A 13,862-nucleotide genomic window follows, 5' to 3' on the forward strand; every position below is an offset into this window, starting at 1 on the left:
GTTCACGACCCATAGGATGATGCGGCTGCCGCCGGCTCGTTCAGGGCCCATTTGGCGCTTGTCACTCCCTGTCACCCGCCGGACAGACCCATGCTTGCCCTCAAGATCTCGGTTTACTCGGTCGTTTTCTTCTTTATCGGGATCTTCGTTTTCGGCTTTCTGGCCAGCGATCCCAGCCGGACGCCGAGCCGCAAAGACCTGGAGGAGTGATCCCCAGGCTGGCTGAGGTGGGCTGAACAACCGGCACCGCCTTGTCCTTTTTGACCCTGTGGCCGTGGCAAGATCGCGGCCCTGCGCAACTCCTTGGTGACTCAGCTCCGGAAGAGACTGATCCAGGGGGTTTCTGCATGTTCGATTGCTGTCACCGGCCTGGCGCCTTGTGGTGCTGCTTTGGCAGCCGAGCCAGCAGCGGTCACCCCTGTTTCAGCGCTCACCAAGGCCAGCACTGACCAATCCCCACCGGTGGTGATCAAGCTGCTCGCCAATGAGCAGGGCTTTGATCAACGCATCAATCGTTTCGTCGCGCGAGGCGACGTTCAAATTGACCTGGCAGGAGGCCGGGTCCTGGCGGATCGGCTGGAATACGAGACCGCAACCCGCACCCTGCTGCTGACCGGTCGTGTTCGCTTCCAGCGCGGTGAGCAGTACTTCCAGGCCAACAGCCTGCGCTACAGCCTGATCGAAAACAGCGGCGATGCCGATGCGGTCTACGGCGTCATCGACTTCGACAGCAGCGACCTTGATCTAAATCTTGAGAAGGATCCCAGCGCTCCCCTTGATAACCGGAGCTACTGGCCAGTCGAGCAACCCACAGCGATTCCCCTCCCTAGCTACTGGAAAGATGCAAAAACAGATCGCATTGATCAGAGCTCACCTAAAAAGGGTCTCAAGACGAGCAACCAAGCCTGCGACTGGTCAAAGATCTCTCTGACATGCGATACCAACCCAAATAGCATTCTCCATCAGGGAGACTTCAACCCTGGAGTCTCGAAGCACTCCAAACAGAAGAGCACCACTGAAGCATGCCTGAATGGCAACAATGCAAGCTGCACACTTGAAACAGTCAACGCAACGCTAGCCAATACTCAAAGCCACCAACACCCGATCTATACTCCAGGTGAAATCTGGCTGACCGAAGAAAGTGATTATAAATCTTTCGACTACCAATTGGCGAAGGAATCAGCTGACGGCTTGGACCCCATTTCATTTAGGAAGAGCGACTACAAGTCGACGCTGTTCCTGACCTCAAGCCCATCAACTGTTATTACCGACCCCAATGGTCGCCTGATATCCATCAAAAGCCTTCAAGAGTCAACAGATGAGGTGGAACGGGGCCTGGAACAACATCCAACCGAAGATTTTCTAGAAACCCCCACAGCCTTCTCTCCTGCGAACGACACTTCAGCTAGCTATGCAGCAGCAAGGACGACGGTCGAATCCATAAAGATCGACGAGGTTCTTACGGCGCCTGCCCAGATTCAGCCAGAGGCAGAATCAATGGCATGCTCACCGCTGATACCCAAAGTGCCAAACTGGCACCCTTATCCGTTAGCGGTCACGGCCTGGGGGTTCGGACAGGCAATTGATGCCAACTTCGGCGACTCTTTCACATTTAATGGCCGCTGGCGGCCCGAAAACATCTGGGGCTTGAACTTCAACAAACGCCTAGTCGATGCAGGTCCGCTTGCCTTTGAATTTGACTCCAACGCCTTACTGCACAAGACAAGCTGGCAGCCTGGGGGTGAATTCAACAACAGCCAACCATTTGCCCCTCTTCCTCCACAAACTTTTGGGGAGTTCACCGCGGCACTCGGACTCAGAGCCTGGCTCCAACCCTGGCTGAGCTTGGGTTTTTTTGAAGGAGTCAGCTTGTTCACCAGCAATAGCCTGTACGAACAAACCTTCCGTCAGAATTACCAGACATTCCTGAATTACTTGGGCTTTGAGGTCGAGGCTTTGGTGAAGCCTCAGTGGTCTGTTGTCGGTCGCCTTCACCATCGCTCGGGAGCCTACGGAACCTATGGCGGTGTCAGCGAAGGCAGCAATGCCTACCTTCTTGGCATTCGCTACCGGTATGGACAGGACAAGCCAGCACAGATTGCACCCTCGATGCCCCCTGCCAAGGGCTGCTTGGGCGCTCCAGATGGGAATAAGACTAGAAAACAACCCTTATCCGATCAGCTCAATGCGGTTGCAACCTCCAGCCAAAAGGATGCAACTGGCTCCAGCCAACCGCCATCGCCACAACCTCCTTCTGAACGCTCTGCCTCAGATCTAGAAGCTGAACGGCATCAAGCAATTGCTGCTACATCGAATCAGCGTGTTCGCGATGTCAGTTACGTAAGGAGCTTGAAAGTCGAGAGACGACAGGGAATCCCGCAACTTGGCAGGTCCTCCGAAGAAGAACAGTTCAGTGGCGCCAGACCAATACAGCTTTCTGGTTTTTATGGAGAGCAAAGACTGATCGAAGGAATGGTGAACCGCTGGAGATATCAAGCTGCTTCGATCAAGATCACCCCATCAGGATGGTCTGCCGACCGAGCTGCTTTTAGCAACGATCCCTTTACACCATCCCAGTCCTGGCTCGACCTCGAGTCTGTCAATGCGTTTCAGGAAAGTAGTGAGCGAACCAGGATCACAGCCAAACGCAGCCGCTTAATCCTTGAGAACCGCCTCCCAATACCAGTCAGGAAGAACCTTACGCTTGAAAAAGACAAAGAGACCGATAGCCGATGGGTCATCGCAGATGATGGAGTTGACCGGAGCGGCCTTTATATCGGCTACAGGCTCAATGATATCGAACTCAAGAAAGAAGGCTCACCTCTAAAACTACAACTTGAGCCTCAGTTTATGGTCGCTCGGGCACTCAATGGAGAGGTCAACAGCTATCCCTTACCAGGAACTCCCGCCGGGGGCCCCAATGGATCGCAACCAGCCCAAATTGGCGACCTTTTTGGAGGACTCGTCAAACTGAAGGGCTCCATATTCGGCTTTGCAACAAGCGACTTTACGCTAGACTTATCGACTCTGAATCCTCAAAACCTTGCCTACGGCACACGTAGCTGGGGAGATTTCTCACGGTCGTTCTATTTACCAAGACTAGGCATATTTCCCGCAGGAACGTATACCAGTCGACTCTTTGGAGCCTATCGCTACCGGACTTACAACGGGTCCCTAGGATATCAAGACGTTTACTCAGCGCTGGGTGGAGCGCTTGAGAAGTCAGGCTCTCTAAAACCTTGGTGGTCAATTAATCATAACTACTTTTGGCGGTTTTCTGTTGGCAATTATCAAGCAAACGCTTTCGATGAGAGCTCTTTGATTGACAAAACCCGAGGCAGCTTTTTTGGCGCTGTCAACAGCTCGCTTCCTATTTGGACGGCCAAGGCAGCCAATCCAGACAATCCCTCGAATACCATCAACACGCCAACACCAATTACACCTGGACTCAGCCTCAACACAACAACAAGTGCAAGGCTTGACTATTACGGATCAGGCACGAGGCAAAACACCATTACCCTGAGCGGCGGCCCTAGCCTTACTCTTGGCAGGCTAAAGAAAAACTTTTTTGATTACACTCAGCTATCGATTACTGGTGGTGGAAGCCTCCAGCAGGGCGAAAGCCCTTTCACTTTTGACCGAAATGTAGACCTCGCCACTCTGGGAATTGGTCTTCAGCAGCAAATAGTTGGACCGTTGATCTTTAGCGGCGGCATTGGCCTCAATGTCGACGCCAGCTCTCCTTATTACGGTGATATCACCGGCGCTTACACCGAGCTCCGCTGGCAGCGTCGGGGCTACGAATTCGCCATCTACTACAGCCCTTACGAGCAGATCGGCGGCGTACGCGTAAAACTTAATGATTTCAACTTCAAAGGCACTGGCCTGCCGTTTGTGCCCTACACCCCGACCGATTTCACCAAGAAACGCCAGGGCCTCTATTGAGGCGGTAACGCCGGCAACGGGCTGGGGCCATCGAGAACTTCACCGCCAACCATCACCTGGCTGCCGGTGAAATCAACACCGACGAGGATGGCCTGATCGAGCCTCAGCCCAGGGGTCAAGGCCTGAATCATCACCGCTCCGCTCAAATCTGCGCTGCTCAAGTTGGCTCTCGATAGATCCGCATTGCTCAGCCGGGTCTCCTGCAGCCGTGCACCCTCCAAGTTGGCGCCACTGAGGTCAGCTCCCTCCAAGTTGCTGCCCCTTAGGTCCGCCCCGCGCAGATCCGCTTCGCGCAGATCGATGCCGTTCAGCATCAATCCACTCAGGTCCGCCCCGCGCAAATCACACCCTCGGCAGTCAGACCAAGCCGGAGCAACCAGCACCGGCGCCTCCGTAAACGGCTCCACAGTCAGAGGAGCAGATCGCCCGGCGCCAGGGCAGCCGATCAAAGCGAGCACCAGGGCTGTCGATCCGCCCCCAAGCCAGCCGCTCGCCATGCCCCCTACGCCGCTATCTCATTCATAGACAGTGGAGCAACTGTCCGCCACAGATCAGGCGGCTTGGAACTGACACAGATAGGGAAGGCGCTGGGCCGTGGCCTTGAGTGCCTCGTCATTGGCCAGCAACTGGCCCGTGGCATCCCACTGGCCGCTCAGCAGCATCTGCTTGGGACCCGCCGCCAAGGTCAACGCCCACTGCTGGTCGCCGCACGAGAGCGTCAAGGACTCCACATCCACCACGAAAGCGGCCGTTGCATCGGCTTCAGCGACGGACTGAATGGCCAGCATGGTGTCGTGGTCGGCTGAGAGACAGGGGATCCCCAGAGCCAGGCAGTTCCCGTAGAAGATCTCGGCGAAGCTCTCGCCGACCACGGCCCGGATACCCCAGCGCATCAGGGCCTGCGGGGCATGCTCGCGACTGGAGCCACAGCCGAAATTGCGGTTCACCAGCAGCACGGAGGCCTCTTGATGCTCCGGGCGATCAAAGGGATGGGCACCGGCCAACTCAGCGCGGTCATCCGCGAAGGCCGCGGGCCCGAGGGCATCAAAGGTGACGCACTTGAGGAAACGGGCCGGAATGATCCGGTCGGTGTCGATGTCATCGCCGCGCACCACAACGCTGGTGCCAGAGACACGGCCAATTGAACCGGAGGGGAAAGAAGTCGAGCTAGCCATCGGTTGAGAAGAAAAACGCGAGCAATCAGGCGTTGAGCAACGCGCGCACATCACTGACGCGGCCATGAATCGCTGCCGCGGCCACCATCGCTGGGCTCATCAGCAGGGTGCGGCCACTGGCAGAGCCCTGACGTCCCTTGAAGTTGCGGTTGCTGGAGCTGGCACTGATCTGGCGACCTTCCAAACGATCAGGGTTCATGGCCAGACACATCGAGCAGCCCGGCTCACGCCACTCAAAGCCCGCCGCTTCAAAGACCTTGTCGAGACCTTCAGCCTCGGCGGCGGCCGCCACCTGCTCGCTGCCGGGGACCACAAAGGCCTTGATCCCGTCTGCAACGTGGCGTCCCTTCGCCACCGCTGCCGCGGCCTGAAGATCGCTCAAGCGGCCATTGGTACAGCTGCCGATGAAGCAAACATCGACCGGCAGACCGGCGATCGGGGCACCGGGCTGCAGATCCATATAGCGGTAGGCCTCTTCCGCCAGGGGCCGCTCATCGGGCTCGGTCTGCTCCAGGGTGGGCACGGCTTCGTCAACGCCGATCCCTTGGCCCGGGGTGATGCCCCAGGTGACCGTGGGCGCGATGGAGGCCGCATCGAAGCGCACTTCATCGTCAAAGACCGCGTCACTGCCGCTGGCCAAGCCACTCCACCAGCGCACCGCCTCAGCCCAGGCCTCACCGCTCGGAGCAAAGGGACGGCCCTGCAAATAGTCAAAGGTGACCTGATCGGGATTGACGTAACCGCAACGGGCACCGCCCTCAATCGCCATGTTGCAGAGGGTCATGCGCTCCTCCATCGAGAGGGCCTCAATCGCCGGACCGGCGAATTCGTAGGCATAACCAACGCCACCCTTCACCCCCAGGGTGCGGATGACGTGCAACACCAGGTCCTTTGCGTAGACCCCCCGCTGGAGCTGACCGTCCACCCAGATTCGGCGGACCTTGAGCTTGCCCATCGCCAGGCTCTGGCTCGCCAGCACATCACGCACCTGACTGGTGCCAATGCCAAACGCAATCGCGCCGAAGGCCCCGTGGGTCGAGGTGTGGGAGTCACCGCAGGCCACTGTCATGCCCGGCTGGGTCAAACCCAGCTCGGGGGCAATCACGTGCACGATCCCCTGGCGACCGCTGCCGATGCCGTGCAGGGTGATGCCGTGCTCGGCGCAGTTGGCCTCGAGCGTCGCCAACATTTCCTCCGCCAGGGGATCGGCGAAGGGGCGCGCCTGGGAGGTGGTCGGAACGATGTGATCGACCGTGGCGACCGTGCGCTCGGGATGCCGCACCGCCAGCCCCAAATCCTTCAAGCCGGCAAAAGCCTGGGGACTGGTGACCTCGTGGATCAGATGCAGGCCGATAAACAGCTGGGTGGCCCCACCCGGCAGCTGGGAGACCTGATGCAGATCCCAAACCTTGTCGTAGAGGGTGCCGGAGCTCACGCCGATGCCTGCAGCGGAATCGACGAGCCTACTCAGGCCAACTGCAGCCTCAATCGGTTGAGGGCCTCACCGGCGCTGAGGGTCTGAATCCAGGTCCGCCCGCGACTCGTACCAAAGCGCACCCCCTCGCTGCTGCAGCCATCCGGACCGGCGATCGCCAGATGCACCAAGCCCACGGGTTTCTCGTCGCTGCCACCACCGGGTCCTGCCACACCGGTAATCGCCAGCCCCCAATCAGCACCCGTTGCGCGCCGCGCTCCTTCCGCCATCGCCTGCGCGACCGGATCACTCACGGCACCGTGGGCCTGCAACAGCTCCGCCGGAACGCCCAATAGAGCCTGCTTCACGCCATTGGCGTAGGCGATCACCCCGCCCAGGAACACATCAGAGGCCCCGGGGACAGCGGCCAAGGCCGCGCCCAATCCGCCTCCGGTGCAACTCTCCGCAACGGCAACGGTCTGCCCCCGCTGCCGCAGCTGCTGCAGAACAACCTCAGCCAGGCTCTGCTCATCCACACCAAAACAGCTCTGCTCGGTGCGGCGGCGGATCTCGCGCTCCACGGGCAGGAGCAGAGCTTCAGCATCCGCCTGATGCTCGGCCCTGGCCGTGATGCGCAACTTGACCTCCCCGGCACCGGCATAGGGGGCCACGGTCGGGTTGGCCTGCTCAAGCAGATCCGCCATCTCCTCCGCCAAGGCTGATTCCGAGACCCCCCAGAACCGCAGCATCCGGCTAGCGAAGACCCCCGCGGCCAAGCCGGACTGACGCAGCCAGGGAGCCGCGGTCTGCTGCCACATCGCCTTCATCTCACTGGGAACCCCCGGGAAGGTCAGGACCGTGAAGCCTGGAACTGGGCTCCAGACCATTCCCGGAGCCGTGCCGGTGGGGTTCGGCAGCACGGCAGCACCCTCAGGCAAAAAGGCCTGGCGGCGGTTGCTCGGGGAGCAGATTCGGCCGCGAGCAGACAGGCGCGCCTGGATCTCGGCCCAGATCTCGGGGTGCTCCACCAAGGGGGTCTCAAACGCAGCGGCGATGGCCTCCGTTGTGAGGTCGTCTGGGGTGGGACCCAGTCCCCCGGTGGTGATCAAGACGCGGCAGCGCCCAGCCGCCTGGCGGACCTCAGCCATTAAGCGCTCTCGGTTATCCCCCACCACCATCTGACGTTGGTGGGGCACCCCAAGGGCCGCCAATTGCTCCGCAATCCAGCGGGCATTGCCGTTGGTGATGTTGCCCAGCAGCAATTCACTGCCGACGCATAGGACCTCAGCCGTCAACGCCCTGGTCCTGCTGGGCCCGCTCGCGGCTCAAGCTGCGGCGGCAGATCGTCACCGCGGCAATCAAGACCGCGGTGGCCAAGGTCAACCAAAGGAAACGCAGTTCCGCCCCGGCAAAGACCAAAGCCAAAGCAGCAAGCCACTGGGTGAAGGCGTAGATCAACAGCACCGTGCGGCGATGGCTGAAGCCCGCCCTGAGCAAGCGGTGATGCAGGTGGCGGCGATCGGGATAGAAGGGGGAGTGCCCCTCGCTCACCCGGCCCATGATCACGGCGGACATGTCCGCCAGCGGCAGGGCCAGGATCAATAAGGGGAACAGCAGGCTGACGCTGGTCAAACCCTTTGCCGGGCCAATGATGCTGATGGCGGCCAAGGCAAAGCCCAAGAAATAGGAGCCGCCATCGCCCATAAAAATCTTGGCTGGATTGAAGTTGTGGCGCAGAAAGCCCAGGCAACTGCCAGCCAATGCCGCGGCCAGCAGACCAGGGGCCGGCTGCGAGAGGCTGTAGCTCACCGAAAGCAAGGCAACCGCTGCAATGCCGCTGACACCGGCGGCCAAGCCGTCCAACCCATCAAGCCAATTGATGGCGTTGGTGATCCCCACGAGCCAGATCACGGTGAACAGCAGGCTCAGCGGTTCAGACAGAGGAATGACCCCTGCGCTGCCAGCGAAGGGCAGATCGATGGCACCAATACGGACGCCTTGGCTCCAGACGGCCATCGCCACCGCGACCTGCCCTCCGAGGCGGGGCAACGGTGGCAAGGCAAACAGGTCATCGGCCAGGCCAATGACGAAGTAGCAAAGGGAGCCGGCCAGGGTGGTCCAAATCAGGGCATCCCGCTGAGGCGGCAGCTCCACAAAGCCGCCTAGACGCCAGATCAAGAGCAGCCCGAGCACAAAGCCGGAAACGATGCCAATACCCCCCAGGCGCACCATCGGCGTGGTGTGCTGCTTTCTGGGGTCAGGTTGGTCAATCAGGCCCCAGCGCAGCCCGAGTTGCCGCACCAGAGGGACGATCAAAGCGGTCAGCAGTGCAGCGCTTCCGAAGGCCAGAACAGCGGCAAGATCCGGCCGGCTGGAAATCATCGAAGGCGGTGCTCAATGCAGTGCGCAGTGCCCCATACAAAAGGCCCTGCCAGCCAAAGCTTAAGCAGGGCCTGGGAGTTCGGCGATAGGCAAGACCCCCCTGAGGGGCCAGTCGCTCAAGCGGGCTGCAGCTCGCGCTGGTGGGCGTAGAGGGGGAAACGCTCACACAGCGCAGCGACGCGCTGGCGGCAACGCTCCTCAATCGCTGCGTCCTCCGGGTTGAGCAGGCGATCGGCAATCACATCGGCCACCTCACGGAAGGCCTCTTCATCGAATCCGCGGGTGGTGCAAGCGGCGGTACCCAGCCGCAGACCGCTCGTCACAAAGGGGGACTGGGGATCAAAGGGAACCGTGTTCTTGTTCGCCGTGATGTGCACATCGCTCACGAGGAGGTCGGCGACCTTGCCGGTCATGCCGATGCCCCGCAGATCCAACAGCACGATGTGGTTATCGGTGCCCGCACTCACCACGTCAATACCGCGCTCTTTGATGCGAGCGGCCAGGGCTTGAGCGTTGGCAACCACCTGCTTGGCGTAGGCCTTGAAGCTGGGCTGCAGGGCCTCACCAAAGGCCACTGCCTTGGCCGCGATCACGTGTTCCAGGGGACCGCCCTGGCTGCCGGGGAAGACGGCTTTATCGAACTGCTTGGCGAACTCCGCATCACGGCAAAGGATCAGGCCGCCGCGGGGACCACGCAGGGTCTTGTGGGTGGTGGTGGTGACCACATCACAGACGGGCACCGGGTTGGGGTGAACACCCGCAGCCACCAAACCAGCGATATGGGCCATATCCGCCAGCAGGTACGCGCCGACCTCATCGGCGATGGCTCGGAAGGCCTGGAAGTCGATCGTGCGGGGATAGGCGGAGTAGCCGCAGACGATCAGCTTGGGCTTGTGCTCGAGCGCCAGCTTGCGAATGGACTCGAAGTTGAGCTGCTGGGTGGTCTCATCGACGCCGTACTGGACGACGTTGAACCACTTGCCACTGACGTTGACCGGTGAACCGTGGGTCAGGTGACCGCCATGGCTCAGGTCCATCCCCATGATCGTGTCGCCGGGCTTCAACAGCGCCAGGAACACCGCGAAGTTGGCCTGAGCGCCGCTGTGGGGCTGGACATTCGCCCAGGCCGCCCCAAAGAGCTCCTTGGCCCGCTCAATCGCCAGCTCTTCGATCGCATCGACGTGCTCGCAACCGCCGTAGTAGCGCTTCGAGGGCAGACCTTCGGCGTACTTATTCGTGAGAACGGAGCCCTGGGCTTCCATCACAGCCTGGGAGGCGAAGTTCTCCGAGGCGATCAGCTCCAGGTGGGTCTGCTGTCGCTGCAGCTCCTTGCCAATCAGGGCAGCGATGGCGGGATCGCTGGCAGCCAAGGGGCGATTGGTGGCTGCTGCGGTGGACTCCGCCATGACAAATCAGGGCTCAGGTTGACCTGAATCGTAAGAAACCGCAGCACTGCTCGCTGGCCGGTGCCTCGCCAATAAAAAAGTCGCCCCGAAGGACGACTCTTTGAAGGCGCGCCTGGAGAGATTCGAACTCCCGACCCTCTGATCCGTAGTCAGATGCTCTAATCCGCTGAGCTACAAGCGCCTGCGCTTGCCAGGACATTCTGCCCACATCGAGGGCCCACACGTCAACCGACCAGACTGGAGTCAACGAGGAGCCGCCCAGACATGCCGATCCGTTGGTATGGCCCTGCCAACCCTGAGGACCCCACCTACCGGCACTTCAACCGGATCGTGAATCTGGTGCTGCACGGCATGGTCTTTGCAGCCCTGAACAGCGGCCTCTGGTTTGTCCAGGAAATGCGGCATCCCTGGAGCCACCTCAATTGGCTCACCAGCGCCTGGGCCGTGCTGTTGATGGCCCACCTGATCAGCGTGGCCGCGCAACGTCCGAAGGCGTCATCCTGAGCGCAGCTCTGAGCTCGGCTGGAATGGCCCTCTCCCCTGGCGAGATCCGCGACCTGCAACTCGCGATTGCCGATCGCATCTACATCCAAATCGGAGGTTGGCACCTCTACCTCGGAGACGCTGGCCTCGCCGAAACCCTGGCAATTGAATGCGCCGCCAGGCTCGATCAAGGCGCCGGTGTCTGCGCACGGCAGTCCCTCGAAGCCGTGCAAGTTCCGATTGGTGGCGGGAGCAGCAAGCTTCCCCTTGCCCGCCTGGTCCCGGCCGGACAACTGCAGGACCTGGAGGATCTGCTGGAGAACCACAGTTAGGGTTGCTCCCACCTGCCAGGGCCCAGTGCTGGTCATCGAGGTCACCAACGCTCGCGAGGTGGTGCGTCAGCGCATCGGTCGTCTGGGCAGCCGTTTGATCGGCAAAGTCGTCGATGCGGAGGCTCAGGTCGAGAAAGCCTTGATCCAAGAAATGGAAACGGCCTTTCGCGACTTCGGCATCGAAGCCCGGATCTACTCCGTCGATGGTCCAGCGATGGTGGGCAAAAGCCACCTGGAGCTGCCGATCCAAGTCCGCGAGGAGCGGGTCGTCGAGCTCTAACCCCGGCCGGGCAGACGCGCCCGCAACTGACGGCCGATCTCTAGGGCCTCAGGCACCTTCGCTCCGCCTGCAATCAAGCCATAAACCAAAAGGCCCAGGCCACCGCTGAAGCAGCACTGCAGCACTAAGCCGAGCAGATCCTGGGGCCAGGCAATCGCCTGGGCTGTCCCCCAAGCGATCCAACCAGCCACCAGAGCGGCCGCCAGCAAGAGCACGCTGTCCCGTGCCCAGTTGGCGAGCGGCATCCCTGGAACGCGGCGCTGCAGGGCCAACAGCAAACCAAAACAAGTGATCAGATTCACGCCAACCGTGGCGAGCACCAGCCCAGGCGCCCCGAAGTTCAGCGCGGGCAGCTGCAGCCCCCAGGGCGTCGGTCCACCCACCAGGACCCAGTCGAACAGGGCATTCAGCGCGATCCCCGCCATCGAGAAGCGAAACGGGGTCGTGCCGTCTCCGAGGGCATAAAAGACGCGCACCAGTACGTCCCGCCCCAGGTAGGCCGGCATCCCGACGCCGTAGGCCATCAGCAAACTGCCCACCAGGGCAGCCGCTCCAGCGTTAAAGGCGCCGCGCTCGTAGACCAAAGCGACGATCGGACCCGCCAAAGCCACCATCAGCGCCCCCAGCGGCAGCATCGAGGCATTGGAGAGCATCAAGCCCTGGCGAATCCGAGCAATCAGCTCCGGGCGATCCCCAGGGGCTGTGAGCCGTGCAAAGACCGGTAGAAGCGGCACCAGCAGCGCATTGGAGAGCAGACCCAAAGGGGTCTGCACCAGAAGGTTGGCGTAGCCCAAACCCGCCGCCGCACCGACGATCCCTGAGGCAAAGAAGAGATCGGTGAAGACGTTGATCTGCAACATCCCCGACGAGAGGGTGGCCGGACCCATGACCTGAAGCACCTCCTGAACGCCAGGGTGCTTCCAATCCCAGACCAGCTGGAATTTGTGCAGCCCCTGCTTCGCCAGGGCCGGCAGCTGAATCAACCACTGAAAGATGGCCCCCAGCAGGGTCGTTCCCGCCAAGACCGCACCGCCCAGGAAGGCGTACTGGGGAAGAGCAATGTCGGAACCCAGGTGCAACCACAGAATCCCCAGGCCGGCGATCACCGCCACGCTGGAGAGCAGGGGACTGACCGAGGGCAGCCAGAACTCATCGGCCGCGTTCAGGGCCCCAAAACCCAGCCCAATCAAGCCGGCGAACAGCGCCATCGGCGCCATCCAGCGCAGCTCCAGCACCGCGATCGCATGGCGCTCGGCATCGAGCCCCGGACCCACCAGGTCGATGAGCGGATCAGCAGCCACAAACAACAGCAGGGTGACGCCAATCAGCGCCGCACCGACCAGGGTGTTGATGGCGGCGAGGACATGGGCCCCCTCCTCGCGGGGACGACGGGCCAGGGCGCTGACCATGGCGCTGTGGAACGGGCCGTTAATCCCTCCGAGCAGGATCAACAGAAAGCCCGGGAGCACATAGGCGTAGTTGTAGGCGTCGTAGGCCGCCCCCACGCCAAAGGCAGCGGCGATGGCCTGCTGGCGCACCAGGCCAGCCAATTTGCTGAGGGCCGTTGCGACCGCCACGATGAGGGCGATTCGCCGCAGTGAGCGGTTGGATTGGCTCATCGAGGCGCCGCAGGGACCAAACTCGGGCGATTCTTGCCGCTCCGCATGCCAGCTGCCACTTCCCTGCCAGTACTGGCACTGGAGGACCTGCATGAGGGGGTCCTGCTCAAGCGCTACAAGCGCTTTCTCGCGGATGTGCAACTGAACAGCGGCGAGGTCGTGACGGCCCACTGCGCCAACACCGGACCGATGACCGGCGTGCTGCACGTCGGCGGGCGCGTCCGCCTGCGCTACGCCCCATCACCGACCCGCAAGCTCGCCTGGACCTGGGAGCAGGCCGAGGTGCCCGGTGCTGGCGGCCAGCCGGTCTGGGTCGGGATCAATACGGCCCTGCCCAACCGACTGGTGCGCGCCACGATCGAGACCGGCTGCCTTGAACCCTGGCTGGGTCCGATCGAGAGCATCCGTGCGGAGGTGGCCTATGGCCTCAACCGCCGCAGCCGCATTGACCTGCTGCTCACCCCAGCCGAGGGTGCGAAGGACCCGCGGCCGATCTACCTCGAGGTCAAAAACACCACCTGGTGCGACGGCGATCTCGCGCTCTTCCCAGACACGGTGACCGAACGGGGGCAGAAACACCTGCAGGAGCTGATGGGGGTCCTACCGGAGGCCCGGGCGGTGCTCGTGCCCTGCCTGAGCCGCTCCGACCTCGGGCGCTTCGCCCCCGGCGATCAAGCCGACCCGCGCTACGGCGAACTTTTCCGCGAAGCCCTGCAGGCTGGTGTGGAAGTCCTGCCCTGCCGCTACAGCTTCAGTGCAACGGGCATCGATTGGCTTGGGGTGGCCAGCGTCCAAGCCCAGAGCGAGGGCTCATAGAGTTAGGGAC

At 61.6% G+C, this 13,862-nt stretch carries 13 protein-coding genes and 1 tRNA gene; 6 read left to right on the forward strand and 8 right to left on the reverse strand.

All coding sequences use genetic code 11. The features are described from left to right. The first annotated feature begins 90 nt into the window (after positions 1-90). On the forward strand, positions 91-210 hold the full coding sequence (locus LY254_RS07005; protein ID WP_010312075.1) for a photosystem II reaction center protein I: 120 nt from the start codon (positions 91-93) through the stop codon (positions 208-210). A gap of 96 nt (positions 211-306) precedes the next feature. After that, positions 307-3,945 carry a DUF3769 domain-containing protein gene (locus LY254_RS07010; RefSeq protein ID WP_247476321.1) on the forward strand — a complete coding sequence of 1,213 codons (3,639 nt, stop codon included), beginning with the start codon at positions 307-309 and terminating at the stop codon, positions 3,943-3,945. Here the strand turns inward: LY254_RS07010 and LY254_RS07015 are convergent. The 7 genes from LY254_RS07015 to LY254_RS07045 form a co-directional block, all read right to left on the reverse strand. After that, positions 3,939-4,442, reverse strand: coding sequence for a pentapeptide repeat-containing protein (locus LY254_RS07015; RefSeq protein WP_247476322.1), 504 nt, complete (start codon positions 4,440-4,442; stop codon positions 3,939-3,941). The genes LY254_RS07010 and LY254_RS07015 overlap by 7 nt on opposite strands. A 54-nt stretch (positions 4,443-4,496) precedes the next feature. Beyond that, positions 4,497-5,120 (reverse strand): 3-isopropylmalate dehydratase small subunit, encoded by a 624-nt coding sequence (gene leuD / locus LY254_RS07020; RefSeq protein WP_247476324.1) that lies wholly within the window; start codon positions 5,118-5,120, stop codon positions 4,497-4,499. A gap of 25 nt (positions 5,121-5,145) precedes the next feature. Next, the gene (gene leuC, locus LY254_RS07025) at positions 5,146-6,555 is read right to left on the reverse strand and encodes a 3-isopropylmalate dehydratase large subunit (RefSeq protein WP_247476326.1); all 1,410 of its coding nucleotides are present in this window, start codon (positions 6,553-6,555) and stop codon (positions 5,146-5,148) included. Between the two features lie 32 nt (positions 6,556-6,587). Further along, entirely contained in the window at positions 6,588-7,829 is a 1,242-nt protein-coding gene (locus LY254_RS07030; protein WP_247476327.1) for a competence/damage-inducible protein A, read from the reverse strand. Further along, positions 7,819-8,916: a glycosyltransferase family 4 protein gene (locus LY254_RS07035; protein ID WP_247476329.1), complete on the reverse strand. Its 1,098-nt coding sequence runs from the start codon at positions 8,914-8,916 to the stop codon at positions 7,819-7,821. Before LY254_RS07035 ends, LY254_RS07030 begins: the two co-directional genes overlap by 11 nt. A 116-nt stretch (positions 8,917-9,032) precedes the next feature. Next, entirely contained in the window at positions 9,033-10,322 is a 1,290-nt protein-coding gene (glyA, locus tag LY254_RS07040) for a serine hydroxymethyltransferase (RefSeq protein ID WP_247476331.1), read from the reverse strand. Positions 10,323-10,429: 107 nt separating this feature from the next. Continuing rightward, positions 10,430-10,503, reverse strand: a tRNA-Arg gene (locus LY254_RS07045). An 83-nt stretch (positions 10,504-10,586) separates the two neighbouring features. Between LY254_RS07045 and LY254_RS07050 the strand changes: the two genes are divergently transcribed. From LY254_RS07050 to LY254_RS07060, 3 genes are read left to right on the forward strand one after another with little or no spacing between them, the layout of a single operon-like run. Further along, positions 10,587-10,826, forward strand: a complete 240-nt coding sequence (locus LY254_RS07050; RefSeq protein ID WP_247476332.1) for a hypothetical protein — start codon at positions 10,587-10,589, stop codon at positions 10,824-10,826. A gap of 23 nt (positions 10,827-10,849) precedes the next feature. Further along, complete coding sequence (locus LY254_RS07055) at positions 10,850-11,137, forward strand: DUF3181 family protein (protein WP_247476333.1); 288 nt, start codon at positions 10,850-10,852, stop codon at positions 11,135-11,137. 25 nt (positions 11,138-11,162) lie between these two features. Beyond that, positions 11,163-11,417, forward strand: coding sequence for a hypothetical protein (locus LY254_RS07060; protein WP_010314477.1), 255 nt, complete (start codon positions 11,163-11,165; stop codon positions 11,415-11,417). On the opposite strand, the gene murJ is transcribed toward LY254_RS07060, so the two are convergent. Then, positions 11,414-13,036 carry a murein biosynthesis integral membrane protein MurJ gene (murJ, locus tag LY254_RS07065; protein ID WP_247476334.1) on the reverse strand — a complete coding sequence of 541 codons (1,623 nt, stop codon included), beginning with the start codon at positions 13,034-13,036 and terminating at the stop codon, positions 11,414-11,416. The two genes, LY254_RS07060 and murJ, sit on opposite strands and share 4 nt — an antisense overlap. A 45-nt stretch (positions 13,037-13,081) precedes the next feature. Here murJ and sfsA point away from each other — a divergent pair, with 45 nt between their 5' ends. After that, positions 13,082-13,852, forward strand: coding sequence for a DNA/RNA nuclease SfsA (gene sfsA / locus LY254_RS07070; protein WP_247476335.1), 771 nt, complete (start codon positions 13,082-13,084; stop codon positions 13,850-13,852). Positions 13,853-13,862 lie beyond the last annotated feature (10 nt).

Source organism: Synechococcus sp. NB0720_010 (genome assembly GCF_023078835.1).
Lineage (GTDB): Bacteria > Cyanobacteriota > Cyanobacteriia > PCC-6307 > Cyanobiaceae > Vulcanococcus.

Bases quoted from the DNA above. Each gene is read 5' to 3' on its own strand.
- LY254_RS07005 (WP_010312075.1), top strand. From the start codon at position 91: ATGCTTGCCCTCAAGATCTCGGTTTACTCGGTCGTTTTCTTCTTTATC.
- LY254_RS07015 (WP_247476322.1), bottom strand. From the start codon at position 4,442: ATGGCGAGCGGCTGGCTTGGGGGCGGATCGACAGCCCTGGTGCTCGCT.
- leuD (WP_247476324.1), bottom strand. From the start codon at position 5,120: ATGGCTAGCTCGACTTCTTTCCCCTCCGGTTCAATTGGCCGTGTCTCT.
- LY254_RS07035 (WP_247476329.1), bottom strand. From the start codon at position 8,916: ATGATTTCCAGCCGGCCGGATCTTGCCGCTGTTCTGGCCTTCGGAAGC.
- glyA (WP_247476331.1), bottom strand. From the start codon at position 10,322: ATGGCGGAGTCCACCGCAGCAGCCACCAATCGCCCCTTGGCTGCCAGC.
- LY254_RS07050 (WP_247476332.1), top strand. From the start codon at position 10,587: ATGCCGATCCGTTGGTATGGCCCTGCCAACCCTGAGGACCCCACCTAC.
- LY254_RS07055 (WP_247476333.1), top strand. From the start codon at position 10,850: ATGGCCCTCTCCCCTGGCGAGATCCGCGACCTGCAACTCGCGATTGCC.
- murJ (WP_247476334.1), bottom strand. From the start codon at position 13,036: ATGAGCCAATCCAACCGCTCACTGCGGCGAATCGCCCTCATCGTGGCG.
- sfsA (WP_247476335.1), top strand. From the start codon at position 13,082: ATGCCAGCTGCCACTTCCCTGCCAGTACTGGCACTGGAGGACCTGCAT.